At 56.4% G+C, this 20,556-nt stretch carries 19 protein-coding genes; 6 read left to right on the top strand and 13 right to left on the bottom strand.

Annotation, left to right across the window (positions count from 1 at the left end):
* Positions 1-74: 74 nt before the first annotated feature.
* Positions 75-671 carry a DUF1454 family protein gene (locus AC4OVU_RS21775; protein ID WP_064489291.1) on the bottom strand — a complete coding sequence of 199 codons (597 nt, stop codon included), beginning with the start codon at positions 669-671 and terminating at the stop codon, positions 75-77.
* 112 nt (positions 672-783) lie between these two features.
* Here AC4OVU_RS21775 and AC4OVU_RS21770 point away from each other — a divergent pair, with 112 nt between their 5' ends.
* On the top strand, positions 784-1,203 hold the full coding sequence (locus tag AC4OVU_RS21770) for a DUF805 domain-containing protein (protein ID WP_006808672.1): 420 nt from the start codon (positions 784-786) through the stop codon (positions 1,201-1,203).
* Here AC4OVU_RS21770 and fpr read toward each other — a convergent pair whose 3' ends face one another.
* The 4 genes from fpr to AC4OVU_RS21750 form a co-directional block, all read right to left on the bottom strand.
* Positions 1,204-1,950 (bottom strand): ferredoxin--NADP(+) reductase, encoded by a 747-nt coding sequence (fpr, locus tag AC4OVU_RS21765; RefSeq protein ID WP_110292380.1) that lies wholly within the window; start codon positions 1,948-1,950, stop codon positions 1,204-1,206.
* A gap of 96 nt (positions 1,951-2,046) precedes the next feature.
* Positions 2,047-3,057 carry a class II fructose-bisphosphatase gene (gene glpX / locus AC4OVU_RS21760; RefSeq protein ID WP_015569942.1) on the bottom strand — a complete coding sequence of 337 codons (1,011 nt, stop codon included), beginning with the start codon at positions 3,055-3,057 and terminating at the stop codon, positions 2,047-2,049.
* A gap of 99 nt (positions 3,058-3,156) precedes the next feature.
* Positions 3,157-4,665, bottom strand: a complete 1,509-nt coding sequence (gene glpK, locus AC4OVU_RS21755; RefSeq protein WP_006808669.1) for a glycerol kinase GlpK — start codon at positions 4,663-4,665, stop codon at positions 3,157-3,159.
* A gap of 21 nt (positions 4,666-4,686) precedes the next feature.
* Positions 4,687-5,532: an MIP/aquaporin family protein gene (locus AC4OVU_RS21750; RefSeq protein ID WP_015569943.1), complete on the bottom strand. Its 846-nt coding sequence runs from the start codon at positions 5,530-5,532 to the stop codon at positions 4,687-4,689.
* A 399-nt stretch (positions 5,533-5,931) separates the two neighbouring features.
* Between AC4OVU_RS21750 and zapB the strand changes: the two genes are divergently transcribed.
* Positions 5,932-6,171, top strand: a complete 240-nt coding sequence (zapB, locus tag AC4OVU_RS21745) for a septal ring assembly protein ZapB (protein ID WP_003862031.1) — start codon at positions 5,932-5,934, stop codon at positions 6,169-6,171.
* Between the two features lie 584 nt (positions 6,172-6,755).
* Here zapB and rraA read toward each other — a convergent pair.
* The 7 genes from rraA to priA all read right to left on the bottom strand — a co-directional run bounded on the left by rraA (position 6,756) and on the right by priA (position 14,690).
* Entirely contained in the window at positions 6,756-7,241 is a 486-nt protein-coding gene (gene rraA / locus AC4OVU_RS21740) for a ribonuclease E activity regulator RraA (protein ID WP_003862032.1), read from the bottom strand.
* A gap of 92 nt (positions 7,242-7,333) precedes the next feature.
* Positions 7,334-8,260, bottom strand: coding sequence for a 1,4-dihydroxy-2-naphthoate polyprenyltransferase (gene menA, locus AC4OVU_RS21735; RefSeq protein WP_085929678.1), 927 nt, complete (start codon positions 8,258-8,260; stop codon positions 7,334-7,336).
* Positions 8,261-8,322: 62 nt separating this feature from the next.
* Complete coding sequence (gene hslU, locus AC4OVU_RS21730) at positions 8,323-9,654, bottom strand: ATP-dependent protease ATPase subunit HslU (protein ID WP_045344672.1); 1,332 nt, start codon at positions 9,652-9,654, stop codon at positions 8,323-8,325.
* A gap of 9 nt (positions 9,655-9,663) precedes the next feature.
* Positions 9,664-10,194, bottom strand: a complete 531-nt coding sequence (hslV, locus tag AC4OVU_RS21725; RefSeq protein ID WP_003862036.1) for an ATP-dependent protease subunit HslV — start codon at positions 10,192-10,194, stop codon at positions 9,664-9,666.
* Positions 10,195-10,288: 94 nt separating this feature from the next.
* Entirely contained in the window at positions 10,289-11,257 is a 969-nt protein-coding gene (ftsN, locus tag AC4OVU_RS21720) for a cell division protein FtsN (protein ID WP_047055747.1), read from the bottom strand.
* Between the two features lie 92 nt (positions 11,258-11,349).
* Positions 11,350-12,375 (bottom strand): DNA-binding transcriptional regulator CytR, encoded by a 1,026-nt coding sequence (gene cytR, locus AC4OVU_RS21715; RefSeq protein WP_110292363.1) that lies wholly within the window; start codon positions 12,373-12,375, stop codon positions 11,350-11,352.
* Positions 12,376-12,494: 119 nt separating this feature from the next.
* Positions 12,495-14,690 carry a primosomal protein N' gene (gene priA, locus AC4OVU_RS21710; protein WP_032104298.1) on the bottom strand — a complete coding sequence of 732 codons (2,196 nt, stop codon included), beginning with the start codon at positions 14,688-14,690 and terminating at the stop codon, positions 12,495-12,497.
* A 200-nt stretch (positions 14,691-14,890) separates the two neighbouring features.
* Here priA and rpmE point away from each other — a divergent pair, with 200 nt between their 5' ends.
* Complete coding sequence (gene rpmE, locus AC4OVU_RS21705) at positions 14,891-15,103, top strand: 50S ribosomal protein L31 (protein ID WP_003862040.1); 213 nt, start codon at positions 14,891-14,893, stop codon at positions 15,101-15,103.
* 48 nt (positions 15,104-15,151) lie between these two features.
* On the opposite strand, the gene metJ is transcribed toward rpmE, so the two are convergent.
* Positions 15,152-15,469 carry a met regulon transcriptional regulator MetJ gene (gene metJ, locus AC4OVU_RS21700; protein ID WP_006179183.1) on the bottom strand — a complete coding sequence of 106 codons (318 nt, stop codon included), beginning with the start codon at positions 15,467-15,469 and terminating at the stop codon, positions 15,152-15,154.
* A 275-nt stretch (positions 15,470-15,744) separates the two neighbouring features.
* Here metJ and metB point away from each other — a divergent pair, with 275 nt between their 5' ends.
* From metB to metF, 3 genes are all read left to right on the top strand, one after another.
* Positions 15,745-16,905, top strand: coding sequence for a cystathionine gamma-synthase (gene metB, locus AC4OVU_RS21695; protein WP_015569951.1), 1,161 nt, complete (start codon positions 15,745-15,747; stop codon positions 16,903-16,905).
* A 2-nt stretch (positions 16,906-16,907) separates the two neighbouring features.
* Complete coding sequence (locus AC4OVU_RS21690) at positions 16,908-19,340, top strand: bifunctional aspartate kinase/homoserine dehydrogenase II (protein WP_110292365.1); 2,433 nt, start codon at positions 16,908-16,910, stop codon at positions 19,338-19,340.
* Between the two features lie 213 nt (positions 19,341-19,553).
* Positions 19,554-20,444: a methylenetetrahydrofolate reductase gene (gene metF, locus AC4OVU_RS21685; RefSeq protein WP_003862045.1), complete on the top strand. Its 891-nt coding sequence runs from the start codon at positions 19,554-19,556 to the stop codon at positions 20,442-20,444.
* Positions 20,445-20,556 lie beyond the last annotated feature (112 nt).

Here is a 20,556-nt window from a genome sequence, read left to right as displayed (position 1 = left end):
TGGCCGCCCTGTCGGGCAGCATGGTCTGTGAATCAGTATAGAGATTTTCCCTCGAAAGGCTTTGCTTTTTGTCATTAATTCGCCCCCTCGAGTGCGTCTGATAGGGCCAGCTTAATCGGTTCAACCGCGAAGGTCAGCCCCTTTTCGCCGTTATCTGCGACGACATAGCGAACGGCACCTTCCGTATCGGCGTAATAGCGTTTGTTTTTCCCGGCGGTAAGCAGTTTTTGCAGCTTTTGCTGGCTTTGCGCTTTCGTGAAGGTGGGGGTAAAGGCGCGCAGAATAGCGCTCATGTACTCCAGCGCTTTCGCTTTCGCCGCTTTCTGCTCTGGCCCCTGAATCGGCAGCCAGGTGATCTGCATACTTTTGATTTTTAACGTTCCGCGCTCAAGGGCGGTAGAGGCATACAGATTCTCGTTAATTTTGCTGGCCGCGCGGGTCAGGGTCGGCGTATCGCGGGCGCTGTCAATCGCACGGAACTCTCCCAGCGGAAGTGAGGGGTTTTCTTTGTTGAAGGCTTCGCGGAACTGGCTGATAGATTGATCGAAAGAGGGGGCGCCCGCCAGAAGATAGGGGGCGGTGACCGGGGAAGCCGTTTCCGAGGCATACAGGGAAAAACTGGCGCTCAGCATCGCTAAACACAAATAAAGAGAGTGTGCCGAACTTTTCATCAACATTGCCCCTGGCCGTCATTGCCCATGATTAAAACGATATCTGGTCGGCTTGTCAAAAGGTCACAACTCCAGGGTAAAATGCGGGCTAAACAATAATAAGGAACCTTACATGACCATACAGCAGTGGCTGTTTTCATTCAAAGGGCGTATTGGACGCCGTGACTTCTGGATCTGGATTGCAACGTGGGTTGTCGCCATGCTGCTTCTGTTTTTTGTTGCCTACAACGCATGGCTGAGCACGCAAACGGCGGCATTTGCGCTGGTCTGTTTACTGTGGCCAACCGCCGCCGTAGTGGTGAAACGTCTGCACGATCGTGGCCGCTCCGGCGCATGGGCTTTCCTGATTATTCTGGCGTGGATGCTGGTGGCGGGGAACTGGTCAATGCTGCCCTCAATCCTCCCATGGGTGGTGGGCAGACTGCTGCCGACGGTTATCTTTGTAATGATGGTTGTCGAACTGGGCGCGTTTATCGGCACCCAGAGCGAGAACAAATATGGAAAAGATACCCTTGAGGTGAAGTACCGCTGATCACCAGTAGTGTTCGGCGGTCATGTGGCCCGGCCGGCGGCGAAGGTGCTTCGTCATCTGCCGGGTATCCTTCAGCAACTGCTGCGTATCGCGTACCATCTGCGGGTTACCGCACAGCATCACATGGCTGGTTTCGGTATTCAACGGTAAACCCACCGCTTCTTCCAGCGCGCCGCTTTCAATCAACGCCGGAACGCGACCGGTTAACGAGCCGGCTGCGGTTTCGCGGCTGACCACCGTCTGAATTTTTAACTTCCCGCCATATCGCTGTTCCAGCGCCTGCATCTGCGGCAAATAGCTCAGGTCTGCGGCGTAGCGCGCGGCGTGAACCAGCACGATATTTTTAAAGCGCTCCAGATCTTTGCCGTATTGCAGAATGGAAAGATACGGGCCAATGGCCGTGCCGGTCGCCAGCATCCAGAGCGTGTCACAGTCGGGGATTTCATCCAGCACGAAGAACCCCGCCGCGTCGGAGACAATCTGCACTTCATCGCCCGGCTTCAGCGCGGCGAGGCGTGGGCTGAGCTTACCGTCCGGGACGGTGACCAGATAGAACTCAAGGTCCGGGTTATCAGGCGCATTAACGTAAGAGTAGGCGCGCTGTACGCGTTCACCGTCGATATCCAACCCGAGCTTGGCAAACTGCCCGGCAGTAAACGGATGAACGGGAGCGTGCAGCGTGAGGCTAAATAGCGCATCGGTCCAGAACTGTACCTTTGTGACTTTACCTGTTACCCAGTCCGCCATGATCTTCTCCTGTGCTGTTTCTCTCTTCTATCTTCCGTACTTGCGGGAAACATTTCCAGCCCATTCGGGCCGGAAAGCTCTATCGATCAAACGGTTTTACAGAATGTGCGTCTGTACGTCCGGATCTTTACGATCGAGATAATGAATGGACTTAATGCGACGAATGGTGCGGGATTTACCACGGATCAGCAGGGTTTCAGTGGTGGCCATGTTGCCCTTGCGGGTGATGCCGTCCAGCAGATCGCCTTTGGTGATGCCGGTTGCGGAGAAGACCACGTTATCGCTGCGGGCCATCTCGTTCAGCGCGAGCACTTTATTGGCCTCGATGCCCATCGCCGCGCAGCGCGCCAGTTCGTCTGCACCAATGCGAAGGTTCTCGTCGCTGTCGCCTTTGACCTCATGGCGTGGCAGCAAACGCGCCTGCATATCGCCGTCCAGCGCGCGGATCACTGCCGCAGAGACCACACCCTCCGGCGCGCCGCCGATGCCGTAAAGCACGTCGACTTCGCTGTCAGGCATGCAGGTCAGAATAGAGGCGGCAACGTCGCCATCCGGAATAGCAAACACGCGTACGCCGAGCGCTTGCAGGTACGCAATGGTGGCGTCGTGGCGCGGTTTCGCCAGAATGGTCACGGTGAGTTCGCTGAGCGCTTTACCCAGCGCCGCAGCGATATTGCGCAGGTTGGCGTCCAGCGGCAGGCTAAGGTCGATAGCGCCTTTAGCGCCAGGACCGACGATCAGTTTTTCCATATACATATCGGGGGCGTTGAGGAAGCAGCCCTTATCGCCCACCGCCAGTACCGCCAGCGCGTTGGCCTGGCCCATCGCCGTCATGCGCGTGCCTTCAATCGGGTCGACCGCGATATCCACCGCATCGCCTTTGCCCGTCCCGACTTTTTCACCTATATAGAGCATCGGCGCTTCGTCGATTTCGCCTTCGCCAATGACGATAGTGCCATCGATATTGACCTGATTAAGCACAATGCGCATGGCGTGGACGGCAGCGCCGTCTGCGGTATTTTTGTCGCCACGGCCCAGCCACTTGTAGCCTGCGAGGGCGGCAGCTTCGGTGACGCGGGAAAACTCGATAGCAAGTTCACGTTTCATGAGGTACTCGTACAATCAAAAGGAATTGCACGAAGTTTATCACAGAGTGGGGTTACGAGTTCCCTCTCCCCTAAGGGGAGAGGGTTAGGGTGAGGGGGATTACTCGTCGTGCTCTTCCCACGCCAGGGCACGTTTCACCGCTTTCTTCCAGCCGCTGTAGCGGTAGTTGCGCTCGGTGGTTTCGATGCCAGGACGGAATTCGCGTTCGATAACCGCTTTTTCCTGAAGCTCGTCGAGGTTTTGCCAGAAGCCAACCGCCAGACCTGCCAGATACGCCGCGCCCAGCGCCGTCACTTCTCGCACCTCAGGACGTTCAACGCGGGTGCCCAGAATGTCGGACTGGAACTGCATCAGGAAGTTGTTCGCGACCGCACCGCCGTCCACGCGCAGGGCGTGCAGACGAATGCCGGAGTCAGCCTGCATCGCTTCCAGCACGTCGCGCGTCTGGTAGGCGATGGATTCCAGCGTCGCGCGAATGATGTGGTTTGAGTTCACGCCGCGCGTCAGGCCGAAAATCGCGCCGCGGGCATACGGATCCCAGTACGGTGCGCCCAGACCGGTGAACGCTGGCACCACGTACACGCCGTTGGTGTCTTTCACTTTGGTCGCGAAGTATTCGGAGTCAAACGCGTCGCTGATCAGCTTCATCTCGTCGCGCAGCCACTGAATGGAAGCACCCGCCATGAATACCGCGCCTTCCAGGGCATAGTTCACTTCGCCGCGCGGGCCGCAGGCGATGGTGGTCAGCAGACCGTTTTCTGATTTCACCGCTTTCTCGCCGGTGTTCATCAGCATAAAACAACCGGTGCCGTAGGTGTTCTTCGCCATCCCTTCCTTGACGCACAGCTGGCCGAACAGGGCCGCCTGCTGGTCACCGGCGATACCGGCGATAGGAATACGGGTGCCACCTTTACCGCCAATGTTGGTCTGGCCGTATACTTCAGAAGACTTACGGACTTCTGGCAGCATCGCGCGCGGAATGTCCAGCGCGTCCAGCATCTTGTCATCCCACTCAAGGGTGTTGATGTTGAACAGCATGGTGCGCGAGGCGTTGGTATAGTCGGTAACGTGAACGCGTCCCTGAGTCATCTTCCAGATAAGCCAGGTATCGACGGTGCCGAACAGTAGCTCGCCACGTCGTGCGCGCTCGCGTGAACCTTCCACGTGGTCAAGGATCCACTTCACTTTGGTGCCGGAGAAATACGGGTCAACCACCAGGCCGGTGGCGCTGCGCACGTACTCTTCCATTCCTTCGCGCTTCAGCTGTTCGCAGATCTCTGACGTACGACGGCACTGCCAGACAATGGCGTTGTAGATGGGCTTACCGGTTTCGCGCTCCCAGACCACAGTCGTTTCACGCTGGTTGGTGATACCGATAGCGGCAATCTGGTCAGAACTGATGTCGGCTTTCGCCAGCACTTCCACCAGCGTGGAGCTTTGCGACGCCCAGATCTCCATCGGGTCGTGTTCTACCCAGCCTGGACGCGGATAAATTTGCTCAAATTCGCGTTGAGACACGCTGACAATGTTCGCGTCATGATCCATTACGACAGCGCGGGAGCTGGTGGTGCCCTGGTCGAGCGCAACGATATATTTTTTTTCGGTCATGGTATGTGTCCCGTAGTCAGATTACAGCGAAGCTTTTTGTTGTGTGGTGGAAGCCGTCTCTTTCTCCTCTTCCACACAGGTGTCGCACGGTAAGTGGCGACCAATTAATTTGCGATAGCCGAATGCGCCCAGCGCCGCCCCTACGATTGGCCCGAACAGCGGAACCAGGAAGTAAGGAATGTCTTTGCCGCCCGTGAAGGCGACATCGCCCCATCCCGCAAAGAAGGCGAAGGTTTTTGGACCCAGGTCACGCGCCGGATTCATCGCAAAGCCGGTCAGCGGACCCATGGATGCGCCGATCACCGCAATCAGAAGGCCAATCAAAAGTGGTGCCAGCGGGCCGCGCGGAATGCCGTTTCCGTCGTCGCCCAGCGCCATAATGACGCCCATCAGAATAGCGGTAATCACCATTTCAACTGCGAACGCCTGCACAAAATTGATATGCGGATTCGGATACGTTGAGAAAATGCCTGCCAGATCCAGACTTTCGACACTGCCACGCACCATATGATGCGTCTGTTCGAAGTCGATGAAAAGATTGTAATAAAGCCCGTAAACTAACGCCGCTGCGCAAAAGGCGCCGGCAAATTGCGAAATGATGAAAGGAACAACTTTGCGTCCGTCAAAGCACGCGAATAGCCACAACGCGATGGTCACCGCCGGGTTAAGATGTGCGCCGGAAACCCCTGCGGTCAGGTAGATGGCCATCGCCACGCCCAGACCCCAGATAATACTGATTTCCCACTGACCAAAACTGGCACCCGCCACTTTCAGTGCTGCGACACAGCCTACTCCGAAGAATATCAACAACCCGGTACCCAGGAACTCGGCAATACACTGGCCTTTTAAGGTTGATGTCTGACTCATAATCGGAATCCTGCAAAAGAGTAATGTTTATTGTTTGCGTGACCGCCCGTGACAGTCACGATGCCCTGTAGACATAGTGTTAATTTATCGTTAACGAGCACAAACGAGAAATATCGAAATCTAAATGTGTGGTCTGCGTCAATAAAATGAGCGTTTTCGCGCCATAAAGCGCGTTTTTGCATCAGATAATGATTATGGGCTGAATCATTTCTTTAACTTATGGGTTAACAACTTAGGGGTATATGCGGCGAACGCACCAGGACGAGGCCGAAAAGTGTTGCAAACCGCGATCTGCGTGGCATGCCGCTGGACAGGGGCGACGGCGCTCCATACAATCGGAACATATGTTGTGCGCGTTTACGTTAAAGCGTCGCCTTGCAATTCAGGAGAGGTAGGATCATGTCTTTAGAAGTGTTTGAGAAACTGGAATCGAAAGTACAGCAGGCGATTGACACCATCACGCTGCTGCAAATGGAAATTGAAGAGCTGAAAGAAAAGAACAACTCCCTGTCACAGGAAGTTCAGAATGCTCAGCACAGCCGTGAAGAACTGGAGCGCGAAAACAACCAGCTGCGCGAACAGCAGAACGGCTGGCAGGAACGCTTGCAGGCGCTGCTGGGACGTATGGAAGAAGTTTGATTTCCTTAGGGAATGAATTGAACAGGCCGGGTAAGGCGAAGCCGCCACCCGGCTTTTTTATGGTTTCCCTAACCGATATCAAACCATAAAAAAGGCCGCCCTGGGCGGCCTTAACGCTACTTGTCCTGCGCTGTCGTAGCAAAAGCAACAAACCCAACAGGTTCATCGCTCTTTACAACGAGTACGCTGGCGACAATGAACGCGATACATAAATAGCGTTTCATTATGCGGTCCCTGCTGCTTACCGCTCCACCGTTCACCACCGGTGATAAGTCGGTGGACACAAGCCCGGTTAAAGGTTGCTTTACGGTTGTGAATACACCTTTCCCTGGACCGATGCCCATTTGCGAGATGGCGGAAAGGGACACAGCATCATAATGAGCAACAGCTGCGGAGTTAAGGTTTCCACACATAATTAGGAATTTATAAAGGGTCGACAGGGGTTACCTGAGGAATGAACCAGGGTAAGATAAAAATCCTGGTTAAAGGTTGCAATATCACCCAACGGACCGCGAATCCCGAGGGACAAAAAAACCGCCACATTGCTGTTGGCGGTTTTTTTATGCATCTCGCTTACCGATTAACTACTCAATATCCAGCGCATCCTCAGAAAGGATAATGCCGGTATTGTCAGCATAAAGGTGGTCACCCGAGAAGAAGGTCACGCCGCCGAAATTGACGCGCACGTCGCTTTCGCCGATGCCTTCACCCGCTGCGCCAACCGGAATGGCGGCAATGGCCTGAATACCGATATCCAGGTCTTCGAGATCGTCCACCTGGCGCACGGAGCCGTAGACCACAATCCCTTCCCACTCGTTTTGCACCGCAAGGCGGGCGAGGTCCGCATCGATCAGTGCACGGCGCACTGAACCGCCACCATCCACCAGCAGGACGCGACCACGACCGTTCTCTTCGAGCAGATCGTACAGCAACCCGTTGTCCTCGAAACATTTCACCGTGATGATTTGTCCGCCAAACGACGACCGTCCACCAAAGTTGGAGAACAGGGGTTCAACGACGTTGACATCTTCCTGGTAGATGTCACAAAGCTCGGAGGTATCGTATTTCATAGGTTTAACGCTCTGTTGCTGCGAATGTGTTCAGTATATCGTGCGAAATGCGTTGTTGGCAAAATCATCAATTGTTAATTGATATTTGTCAGCTAACTCAGCGTCTGGCTTAAGACAATCCCGATGACGAACAGCAGGTTAGTCAGTAACGCGCCTTTTACCGTACGTTCCAGCATCGGTGGCATGGCGGCCGGGCTGAGTTCACGCATGACGTAGCGGGCCTGCTTAATCAGCAGCGGTGCGGCGAGCACAAACAGCCAGCCCCAGAGGCTGTGCAGCGAACTCAGATTGAACAGCGCCAGGCAGACCAGCGCGCCGATGAGCAGGCAGGCGTGATAGCGGCGTGCATTCACCGGACCCAGACGCACGGCCAGCGTGTTTTTACCGTTCTCGCGGTCGCTATCGATGTCGCGCAGATTATTGATATTCAGCACCGCCGTCGCCAGCAGACCACAGGCGGTCGCCGGCAGGAACAGGGCAGGGATCACCGTGTGCGCCTGTAAGTACCAGCTTCCCATCACGCTCAGCCAGCCGAAGAACACCAGCACGGAGATGTCGCCCAGACCAATATACCCGTAAGGACGCGTCCCGACGGTATAGGTAATGGCTGCAATAATGGCGAGCAAGCCCAGCACCAGGAAGCCAATGAAATCACTGGTGGTTTTCGAGGCGACCGTCACCAGCGCCAGCCCGGACAGGCAAATCAACACCACGGTGATAATCAGCGCCCGCTTCATCTGTGCCTGGGTAATCACCCCTTTTTGCATGCCGCGCAGCGGCCCGATGCGGTCAGGCTTGTCGCTGCCTTTTACCGCATCGCCGTAATCATTGGCGAGATTAGAGAGGATTTGCAGCAGCCCGGCGGTGACAAGCGCCAGACCTGCTACCAGCGGATCGAAATGACCCTGCCACCAGGCAAGCGTGGTACCGACGATAATGGCGGCAAAAGCCAGAGGAAGCGTTTTAGGACGCAGACTTTCGAGCCACGCCTGTGTACGGCTGATATCAGTCATAGTTATTTAGCCAATAAAAATGGGGGCCATAGCCCCCATCAACAGTGATGAAAATGCATTGAACGCGATTATAGAATAAAACGGCTCAGATCTTCATCTGCCACTAACGCATCCAGGTGTTTGCCCACATAGTCTGCGTCAATGGTAATGCTTTGACCGTTAAGGTCGCTCGCATCATAAGAGATGTCTTCCATCAGGCGTTCCAGCACGGTGTGCAGACGACGCGCACCGATGTTCTCGGTGGTTTCGTTGACCTGCCACGCGGCTTGGGCGATGCGCTTGATACCGTCATCGGTAAATTCAATGTTCACGCCTTCGGTCGCCATCAGCGCTTTGTACTGTACGGTCACAGAAGCGTTTGGCTCAGTCAGGATACGTTCGAAATCTTCGGTGGTCAGCGCCTGCAACTCGACGCGGATTGGCAGACGTCCCTGAAGTTCCGGGATCAGGTCAGACGGGCTGGCAATCTGGAACGCACCGGAGGCGATAAACAGAATGTGGTCAGTTTTAACCATGCCGTGCTTGGTGGAGACGGTGCAACCTTCCACCAGCGGCAGCAGGTCGCGCTGAACGCCTTCGCGTGAGACATCCGGGCCGGACGCATTGCTGCGCTTACAGATCTTGTCGATTTCGTCGATAAACACGATACCGTGCTGCTCAACCGCGTCGATAGCATCCTGTTTCAGCTCTTCCGGGTTAACCAGCTTCGCGGCTTCTTCTTCAATCAGCAGCTTCATCGCGTCTTTGATTTTCAGCTTACGCGCTTTCTGCTTCTGTCCGCCCAGGTTCTGGAACATGGACTGCAACTGGCTGGTCATCTCTTCCATGCCCGGAGGCGCCATAATTTCTACGCCCATTGGCGCGGCAGCGAGATCGATCTCAATCTCTTTGTCGTCCAGCTCGCCTTCGCGCAGTTTTTTGCGGAATGCCTGACGCGCAGCAGAAGGTTCAGGCTGCTGTTCAGCCTGTCCCCAGTTGTTTTTTGCCGGTGGGATCAGCACGTCGAGAATACGCTCTTCGGCCATCTCTTCGGCGCGATAGCGGTTTTTCTCAATTGCCTGGACACGCACCATCTTAATCGCCGAGTCGGTCAGGTCGCGGATGATGGAGTCCACTTCTTTACCCACATAGCCCACTTCGGTGAACTTGGTGGCTTCAACTTTGATGAACGGCGCGTTAGCCAGTTTGGCCAGACGACGGGCGATTTCGGTTTTACCCACACCGGTCGGGCCGATCATCAGAATATTTTTTGGCGTCACTTCGTGGCGAAGCTCTTCGTCGAGCTGCATGCGACGCCAGCGGTTACGCAGTGCGATAGCCACGGAGCGCTTGGCGTCGTCCTGGCCGATAATGTGCTTGTTCAGTTCGCTGACAATTTCGCGTGGGGTCATTTCAGACATGGGCGATCCTTACGCTTTAGACGGTAATTCTTCGATGGTGTGATTGTGGTTGGTATAGATGCAGATATCACCTGCAATATCCAACGCTTTCACCGCGATATCGCGCGCGTTCATGTCGGTATTTTCCAACAGCGCACGGGCTGCGGCCTGGGCGTACGGGCCGCCAGAGCCGATGGCAATCAGGTCGTTTTCAGGCTGAACCACGTCGCCGTTACCGGTGATGATCAGCGAGGCGTTTTCGTCAGCCACGGCCAGCAGCGCTTCGAGCTTGCGCAGCATGCGGTCGGTACGCCAGTCTTTTGCCAGCTCAACGGCGGCTTTCACCAGATGACCCTGATGCATTTCCAGTTTGCGTTCAAACAGTTCAAACAGCGTGAAGGCATCAGCCGTGCCGCCTGCGAAACCGGCGATCACTTTGTCGTTATAAAGACGACGTACTTTCTTCACGTTGCCTTTCATGACGGTATTACCCAGCGTGGCCTGGCCATCACCGGCAATTACCACCTGGCCGTTACGGCGTACACTTACTATTGTTGTCACGAGCAGACCCCCTGGTTACAGATTCGGGAAACAGAAGCCCTGAGCCTGTGCTCAGGGCTGAATTAAATGATAGATGGGGGGGATTTTGGGGGTTTCAACCCCCGGAGGCGAGTCGAATGCAGTTTGTGTGGCCAGCCACTTTCAAACGGGAAATGGTGCCGTCTGCGTTTTCTTTGCCTTTGACCGGTCCAATCACTACGCGATTCCAGCCGTTGTTGGTGGTAATGCGAGAGTCAAATCCTTCAAATGCCAGCTGAGCACGCACCGTTTCTGCCTGTTCGGCGCCTTTAAACGAACCGCACTGAACCATCCAGCGGCGTTCATCTTTTTTCTCAGCCGTCTGCTTCGGTGCCTCGGTCTCTTTGGTGACCGGCGCAGCCTGCTGCGTTTTTGGCTGTTGCGCAGTGGTATGCGCAGGCGTCTGCAACAGATCCTGATACGGCTGTGCCGTTTGCTTCTGCGGCTGCGCCTTCGGTTGCTGCTGGACAGGCTGAGTTTGTACGGTACGCGTCTGCTGCTGCGGTTGTGAACGCGGCTGCTGTACCGGCTGCGTCTGCGTCCACTGCTGCTGTTGCGTTTGCTGCTGAGCCTGACGCTGGCGCTGCAACGTTTGCTGACGCTGCGCCGGGGTTTGTTCGTTCCACGGTACTTCGTTCAGCTGCGTAGGCTGCTGGCGCATGTCCGCCTGCATCTGAGCGAGCAATTGACGCTGTTCGTCCGTCAGCTGATCGGCATTCTTTACTTCACCCCCGGCAGAAGGCTCGGTAGGCGCACGTACGCCAGGCTGGCGGCTTTCCAGCTCTTTAATGTAGCGCCAGCGCTCTTCAGGCTTCGGCGGCAGGCCGTTGCCGACGACCTTGTTACCCTGAAGGGCTTCAGACTCTTCTTTTTTATGATGCGTAATGAAGTAGAGGCCGCCAATAAAGGCCACCAGCACAGCCGCAGCAATGGCGACCATAGCTGGGGAGACAGCAGACAGGCTGCGTTGCTTGCTTTTTGAACTACTCTTTTTGCGTCGCGAAGGTGCCGGCTGGCCGCGACGTACATAATCTCGTTGTGCCACTATCGTTTCGCTGTATTTATTCGTTCGTCAGCCCGCCATGTTACTTAAGCGACGGGGCTTTGACCAGATAAGGGTGTCGAAAGGTATTTACTTTAAGTTAATGCCTGGGTAGAGCCGCGCACAATCAGCTCACAATCCAGTAGCCGTGACCCACTGCTAACTGTTTGACCGTGCAGCTGATCCAGCAAAAGCAGCATCGCTTCACGGCCGATGTCATACCGCGGCTGTGCAACGGTCGAAAGCGGCGGATCGCAAAACTCCGAAAGTGAAATATTATCAAAACCGATTATCGACAGGTCCTGCGGCACGCGCAGGCCGTGACGTTTGGCGTAGGATAACGCCCCCAGCGCCATCACGTCGCTGTGGCAGAAGACCGCGGTGGGCGGTTCTGGCAAGGACAGCAATTTTTCCAGCGCCTGCCCGCCCGCTTCAAAGGTGAAATCACCGCGCGCAATGTAGTGCGGATCGACGATAGCCCCGGTACGGCGCAGCGCCTGAACGTAGCCCTGCAAGCGGTAATGACACAGCGGCATCTCTTCTGGTCCGGCGATACAGCCGATACGCTTATGCCCCAGTTCCTGAAGATAGTTCACGGCGTTGAATGCGGCGGTGAGGTTATCGATATGAACGGTTGGCAGCTCCAGCTCCGGCGCGAATTCGTTCGCCATGACCATCGGCGGTAAATTGCGCTGTTCTTCAATGCTGGCATCAAACGGCAGGCGTGAGCCAAGCAGCAGCATGCCATCAATCTGCTTGGTGATGATCAGGTCGATGAACGTTTTTTCCTGCTGGTTCTGGTGAGCACAATCGCCAATCAGCACCAGATAGCCCTGGGCGGCGGCCGTGACCTCAATGCCGCGGATGATTTCGCTGAAGAAGGGATCGCAGATATCCGGCACGATCACCAGGATGGTGCGGGATTCGTTGCGTTTAACGTTGCGCCCCATGGCTTGCGGGAAATAACCGACCTCAAGCGCCGCCTTTTCAACCCGGTTTCGGGTCGCCTGGGAGACTTTGTCAGGGTTCATCAATGCGCGGGACACGGTTGCTGTTGAGACTTGTGCTTTCTCGGCAACGTCTTTCATGGTCGCCGAGGCAACCTCTTTCCTGGACTTCAACGTCTTCTCCTCGCCTGAACACCGAACTGCGGACAGCACCATTTTTACAGATAGTTAATGGAATCGGTTACAGAATTTTCATAAAAAGTGTGAGGCGCATTAAATTTTTCGATCCGTCTTCAGCCTTCAATCGGATCGACGTCAAGAACCCACTTCACTTTTCGCGCTTCCGGTAGGGTATTGATCAGCGCCAGCGTGCCGCTGACGATCTGCTGTAAACGGATACGCGAGGGGTGCTGAAGTAAGAGTTGCCAGCGGAAACGGCCCCCGCGTTTCGGGGCGAGCGCGGGTACCGGGCCTAAAATCCACAGCTGATTATCCACCAGCGGGCTGGCTTGCAGGAGGTTTCTCAGCTGTTGCAGGAACAGCGGCGCCTGCTGGTTATTATGATCTTCCGCACGGATGATAACGTGGCTGGTCCACGGAGGAAGCTGCATCGTCTGACGTTCGGCCAGCGCCTGGTCCGCGAAGGCGTCATAGCCTTTGTGCAGCAGAGTTTGCAGCAGCGGATGTTCAGGGTGGTGCGTTTGCAGCACCACCTCGCCCTGCTTACCCGCTCGACCAGCGCGACCGGCAACCTGGGTATAAAGCTGGGCGAAACGCTCGGCGGAGCGAAAATCCGCGGAGAACAGCGCGCCGTCGACGTCCAGCAGGGCGACCAGCGTCACGTCCGGGAAGTGGTGCCCTTTCGCCAGCATCTGAGTACCAATCAGGATGCGCGCGCCGCCGCGATGCACTTCCGCCAGTTGCTGCTCCAGCGCCCCTTTACGGCTGGTGGTATCCCTGTCGATACGGGAGATGGGTACGTCCGGGAAGAAGGGCGCGAGCGCCTGTTCAAGCTGTTCCGTTCCCAGACCGACCGGCACGATGTGCGTTGAGCCGCAGGACGGGCACTGACGGGGGACCGGACGCTGGCTGTCGCAGTGGTGGCAGCGCAAATGGCGCTGAGCCTGGTGGAAGGTGTAGTAGTGATCGCAGCGCGGGCACTCCGCGATCCAGCCGCAGTCGTGGCACAGCAGCGCAGGCGCGAAGCCGCGGCGGTTCAGGAACAGGATCACCTGGTTGCCCGCCTGCAAATGCTGGCGCATGCGGCTAATCAGCGCAGGCGCTAACCCGGCCTGCACCTGCTGGCCTTTCAAATCCAGCACATGCTGAATGGCCGGGCGGGCATTCCCCGCACGGCGCGTCAGGCGCAGCATGTGGTATTTACGCTGGCGAACGTTGTGCAGCGTTTCAAGCGCGGGGGTGGCGGACCCGAGAATAATGGGGATTTGCTCGCTGTGGGCGCGGTACACGGCTAAGTCGCGGGCGTGATAGCGCCAGCCTTCCTGCTGTTTATAGGAGCTGTCATGCTCTTCATCGATTACGATAACGCCGAGATTTTTAAAGGGCGTAAACAGCGATGAACGGGTGCCGATCACAATTGCTGCTTCGCCGTTTTTCGCTTTCAGCCAGGCGCTGAGGCGCTCGCTGTCGTTCAGGCCGGAGTGCAGGACCTCAACGGGCGCATTAAAGCGTTCACGAAAACGCGCGATGGTTTGCGGCGTCAGGCCGATTTCCGGCACCATCACCAGCGCCTGTTTGCCCTGCGCGAGCACGTTTTCCAGCACGCTCAGATACACTTCGGTTTTACCGGATCCGGTGACGCCCGCCAGCAGCCAGGCGGAAAAATGGTCGGCGGCGCTGTGAATCGCGCCCACGGCGGTGGCCTGCTCGGTATTCAGACGCAGACGATCGCCCGAGACGGAAAAGCCGTCGCGCCAGTCGTGAAGGGCAGGTGCTTCACTGGCCAGCTCGCTCAGCCCTTTCTTCCTTAATGCCTGCAACGCGGTTTCGCTTACCTCAAGCTCGTCGACCTGATGGCGCCAGATTTTTCCCTGGCGCAGCGCGGCCAGCGCCTGCTGCTGTTTCTGCGAGCGCTTCAGGCTGTTAATGTCCACCGCCTGGCCCTGCTCGGTGGCAAACCAGTACCACATTGGCGCGTGGCTGGCGCTCTTGCCCTGGCGCAGCATAATGGGCAGGGCATGGAACAGCACGTCGCCAATCGGATGATGATAATAATCTGCCGCCCACAGCAGCAGTCGCCAGGTGCTGGTGGAGTAAACCGGCTCGCTGTCCAGCACCTCAACAACCGATTTCAGCTCGTTAAGCGGCAGTTCGCTGTGTTCGCTGACGGACACCACGATCCCCACGCGCTGCTGTTTGCCAAACGGCACGGTCACGCGACAGCCCGCTTTGGCGCTCATGCTGTCGGGCAGCAGGTAGTCAAAGGTGCGGGGAAGCGGAACGGGCAGGGCAACGTGAGCGACGGGCATCGAATCTTCCTGACTTGAAAAGTGGCGCGTTAGTATACACATTAGTGAAAGCGGCGTGCGGATCAGTTTGCATACGTTGGTCAAATTCTGTATGATTCGCCGCCTTTGGTGTATTTTACGCCAAAGAACTTACATTCAACATCGCGTGGTGTCTGGCGTTAGGGCTGGAAGAGCGACGCGGCCTTAACTGAGGTTCTCCCATGAAAAAAGATATTCACCCGAAATACGAAATGATTACTGCAAACTGCTCTTGCGGTAACTCTATCCAGATCCGCTCTACCGTGGGTCACGATCTGAACCTGGACGTGTGCGGCAAATGCCACCCGTTCTACACTGGTAAGCAGCGTGATGTTGCAACCGGTGGCCGTGTTGACCGCTTCAACAAGCGTTTCAGCATCCCGGGCGCTAAATAAGTTTCCCGAAAAAAAGGCACCGCAAGGTGCCTTTTTTGTATCCGCTTATCAGTATTCCCACGTATCCGGGTCGATACCCAGTTCACGCATGATCACCTTCGCCTCTTCTGGAATTTCGTCACTGCGCTCTTTGCGCAGATCGTCATCGTTCGGCAACGGTTGGCCGGTAAACGCATGCAGGAACGCTTCGCACAGCAGTTCGCTGTTGGTGGCGTGACGCAGGTTGTTCACCTGACGACGCGTACGTTCATCGGTGAGGATCTTCAACACCTTCAGAGGAATGGACACCGTGATTTTCTTGACTTGCTCACTCTTCTTACCGTGCTCAGCGTATGGGCTGATATATTCGCCGCTCCATTCAGCCATGAGATACCTTTAATCCTCTCAGTCATTAATCTAAAGGTGCAAAACCGGTAACCATCAGTTTTGAACCGTAATCTTGCGTAGTTTACCGTAGAGACGATACCGAGGCACGGATATTGCCGCTGTAGCGTGTCCTAAAGCATATAATTTTAACGGCTATTTGCACATTGCTCAATCTATACGCAAAGAAGTTTAGATGTCCAGATGTATTGACGTCCATACTTTCAATGTTTACTCTGGTGCCTGACTTTTCACCTCATTCGCCAGGAAGCCTCACCATGACGCGTAAACAGGCCACCATCGCAGTGCGTAGCGGATTGAATGATGACGAGCAGTACGGCTGCGTTGTCCCGCCAATTCATCTCTCCAGCACCTATAATTTCACCGGATTTAATGAACCCCGCGCGCATGACTACTCGCGTCGCGGCAATCCTACGCGTGACGTCACGCAGCGCGCGCTGGCGGAACTGGAAGGCGGCGCGGGTGCGGTATTAACCAATACCGGCATGTCTGCCATTCACCTGGTGACTACGGTGTTCCTGAAACCTGGCGATCTGCTGGTGGCGCCGCACGACTGTTATGGCGGCAGCTATCGTCTGTTTGATAGCCTGGCGAAACGTGGCTGCTACCGTGTGCTGTTTGTCGATCAAAACGACGAACAGGCGCTGAAACAGGCGCTTGCCGAGCAGCCGAAGCTGGTGCTGGTGGAAAGTCCAAGCAATCCATTGTTGCGCGTAGTCGATATTGCGAAAATTTGTCAGCTCGCAAGGGATGCGGGAGCGATAAGTGTAGTGGATAATACGTTCCTCAGTCCGGCCCTTCAGAACCCACTGGCACTGGGTGCCGATCTGGTGTTGCATTCATGCACTAAATATCTGAACGGCCATTCTGACGTAGTAGCAGGTGTGGTGATTGCCAAAGATCCTGAGGTAGTCACCGAACTGGCATGGTGGGCCAATAACATTGGCGTCACCGCGGGCGCGTTCGACAGCTATTTGCTGTTGCGCGGCATCCGTACGCTGTCGCCGCGTATGGACGTGGCGCAGCGTAATGCCCAGGCGATCGTGGATTTCCTGAAAACCCAGCCGCTGGTGAAGAAGCTTTATCACCCGTCGCTGCCGGAAAATCAGGGGCACGAGATTGCCGCGCGCCAACAGAAAGGATTTGGCGCGATGTTAAGTTTTGAACTGGACGGTGACGAGCAAACGCTGCGTCGCTTCCTGAGCGGGTTGTCATTGTTTACGCTGGCGGAATCCTTAGGGGGAGTAGAAAGCTTGATCTCCCACGCCGCAACCATGACGCACGCAGGTATGGCACCCGAAGCACGTGCCGCCGCCGGGATTTCCGAGACGCTGCTGCGTATCTCGACCGGTATTGAAGATTCTGAAGATTTAATTGCCGATCTGGAAAATGGCTTCCGGGTCGCAGCCAAGGGGTAATCATGAGTGTGATAGCGCAGGCAGGGACGAAGGGTCGTCAGCTGCACAAGTTTGGTGGTAGTAGTCTTGCTGATGTGAAATGTTACCTGCGTGTCGCAGGGATCATGACCGAGTATTCACAGCCGGGGGACATGATGGTTGTCTCTGCGGCGGGCAGCACCACCAACCAGTTGATTAGCTGGCTGAAACTGAGCCAGACCGATCGCCTCTCTGCGCATCAGGTGCAACAGTCCTTACGTCGTTACCAGAGTGAACTGATTGCCGGTTTGCTGCCTGCGGACGTGGCGGACGGGCTGATTAGCGCTTTTACGCACGACCTTGAGCGTCTGGCCGCTCTGCTGGACAGCGGCATTACCGATGCAGTGTATGCGGAAGTGGTTGGCCACGGTGAAGTGTGGTCTGCGCGCCTGATGGCCGCCGTGCTGCAACATCTTGGTGTGGAAGCCGCCTGGCTCGACGCGCGTGATTTCCTGCGTGCCGAACGTGCCGCGCAGCCGCAGGTGGACGAAGGGTTGTCTTACCCGCTGCTGCAACAGCTGCTGGTGCAACATCCTGGTAAATGTATTGTCGTCACCGGTTTTATCAGCCGCAGCAATGCTGGCGAAACCGTTCTGCTGGGCCGCAACGGCTCTGACTACTCGGCAACGCAGATTGGCGCCCTGGCGGGCGTGTCCCGCGTCACCATCTGGAGCGACGTGGCCGGTGTCTACAGCGCGGACCCGCGCAAAGTAAAAGATGCCTGCCTGCTGCCGCTGCTGCGTCTCGACGAAGCGAGCGAACTGGCGCGTCTGGCGGCCCCGGTGCTGCACGCGCGCACGCTACAGCCGGTTTCCGGCAGCGACATCGACCTGCAACTACGCTGTAGCTACACGCCGGATCAGGGTTCCACCCGCATTGAACGCGTGCTGGCATCCGGTACGGGCGCGCGCATTGTCACCAGCCATGATGACATCTGCCTGATTGAGTTCCAGGTGCCTGCGGGCCAGGATTTCAAACTGGCACACAAAGATATCGACACCATCCTGAAACGTGCCCAGGTGCGTCCGCTGGCCGTTGGCGTACATAACGATCGTCAGCTGTTGCAGTTCTGCTATACCGCTGAAGTGGTGGACAGCGCCCTGAAAATTCTGGATGAAGCGGGCCTGCCGGGCGAGCTTCGCCTGCGTCAGGGGCTGGCGCTGGTGGCGATGGTGGGCGCGGGCGTCACCCGTAACCCGCTCCACTGCCACCGCTTCTGGCAGCAACTGAAAGGTCAGCCGGTGGAGTTCACCTGGCAGTCGGAAGAGGGCATCAGTCTGGTTGCCGTGCTGCGTAAAGGGCCAACCGAAAGCCTGATTCAGGGTCTGCACACCTCCCTGTTCCGCGCGGAAAAACGCATCGGCCTGGTACTGTTCGGGAAAGGGAACATCGGTTCCCGCTGGCTGGAGCTGTTCGCCCGCGAGCAGGTAACGCTTTCGGCGCGTACCGGGTTTGAATTTATTCTGGCAGGGGTGGTGGACAGCCGCCGCAGCCTGCTGAACTACGAAGGGCTGGACGCCAGCCGGGCGCTGGCCTTCTTTAACGATGAAGCGGTTGAGCAGGATGAAGAGTCGCTGTTCCTGTGGATGCGCGCGCACCCGTACGACGATCTGGTGGTGCTGGATGTGACCGCCAGCGAACAGCTGGCCGATCAGTATCTGGATTTCGCCAGCCACGGTTTCCACGTCATCAGCGCCAACAAACTGGCGGGCGCGAGCAGCACTGATAAATACCGTCAGATCCATGACGCATTCGAAAAAACGGGCCGTCACTGGCTGTATAACGCCACCGTTGGCGCGGGCCTGCCAGTGAACCATACCGTGCGCGACCTGATTGAAAGCGGCGACAGCATTCTGGCGCTGAGCGGGATCTTCTCCGGCACGCTCTCCTGGCTGTTTTTGCAGTTTGACGGCACCGTTCCGTTCACCGACCTGGTGGATCAGGCGTGGCAGCAGGGCTTAACCGAGCCGGATCCGCGCGTTGACCTTGCCGGTAAAGATGTGATGCGTAAGCTGGTGATCCTGGCGCGTGAAGCCGGCTACGACATTGAGCCGGGTCAGGTACGCGTTGAGTCTCTGGTGCCTGCGGGCTGCGAGGAAGGGTCCGTTGATCACTTCTTCGAGAACGGTGACGAGCTGAACGAGCAGATGGTGCAACGTCTGGAAGCGGCTAACGAGATGGGCCTGGTGCTGCGTTATGTGGCGCGTTTCGAGGCGAACGGTAAAGCGCGCGTGGGCGTGGAGGCGGTGCGTCCTGAACATCCGCTGGCGGCGCTCCTGCCGTGCGACAACGTCTTCGCCATCGAAAGCCGCTGGTATCGCGATAACCCGCTGGTGATCCGTGGCCCGGGCGCGGGACGCGATGTCACCGCCGGAGCCATTCAGTCTGATATTAATCGTCTGGCTAAGCTGCTGTAACCCCTCACCCTAACCCTCTCCCCAATGGGGAGAGGGCGTGCTTCTCACCCCCATCATGAACGCCCTTCATCTTTCCTGAACAAACCTCACCGTTAATGTTGATTATTTCTGTTGACGTCATCCCGCTTTTCCGTCATTTTTACATCTGGACGTCTAAACGTATAGAAGTTCACAACACAACAAACAACGACACGCGAAAGATAGAGGTAAGGTATGAGCTTTTTTCACGCCAACCAGCGGGAAGCCCTGAATCAGAGCCTGGCCGAAGTAAACGGCCAGATTAACGTCTCTTTTGAATTTTTCCCGCCGCGCACCAGTGAAATGGAGCAAACCCTGTGGAGCTCTATCGATCGTCTGAGCAGCCTCAAGCCGAAGTTCGTCTCCGTGACCTACGGCGCCAACTCCGGTGAGCGTGACCGCACGCACAGCATCATTAAGGGCATTAAAGATCGAACCGGTCTGGAAGCGGCACCGCACCTGACCTGTATCGACGCCACCCGTGATGAATTGCGCGCCATTGCCCAGGACTACTGGAATAACGGCATTCGCCACATTGTGGCCCTGCGCGGCGACCTCCCGCCAGGCAGCGGCAAGCCAGAGATGTTTGCCGCCGATCTGGTCGGGCTGCTGAAAGACGTTGCCGACTTTGATATCTCCGTGGCCGCCTACCCTGAAGTTCACCCGGAAGCCAAAAGCGCCCAGGCGGATCTGCTCAACCTGAAGCGTAAAGTGGAGGCCGGTGCTAACCGCGCGATTACTCAGTTCTTCTTTGACGTGGAAAGCTACCTGCGCTTTCGCGACCGCTGCGTCTCGGCGGGTATTGATGTCGAAATCATTCCTGGCATTCTGCCGGTCTCGAACTTCAAACAGGCGAAGAAATTCGCAGATATGACCAACGTGCGCATTCCGCTGTGGATGTCCAAAATGTACGAAGGGCTGGACGACGATCCGGAAACACGTAAGCTGGTGGGGGCCAATATCGCGATGGACATGGTGAAGATTTTAAGTCGCGAAGGGGTGAAAGATTTCCATTTCTATACCCTGAACCGCGCGGAAATGAGCTACGCCATTTGCCATACGCTCGGTGTTCGCCCGGCGCTGTAAAGTAAAAAACCCCTCATAAAATGAGGGTTTTTTAATCGAACGGAGAGTTAAAAGGTATTAGCTATCGAATCTGTGGATTAATTCAACTATCTCTTATCGCTAGTGGTGTATA

The organism is Enterobacter sp. 6722112 (assembly GCF_058661685.1).
Note: the sequence above shows the minus strand (reverse complement) of the source record. Positions and strands in the feature narration are given on the sequence as shown.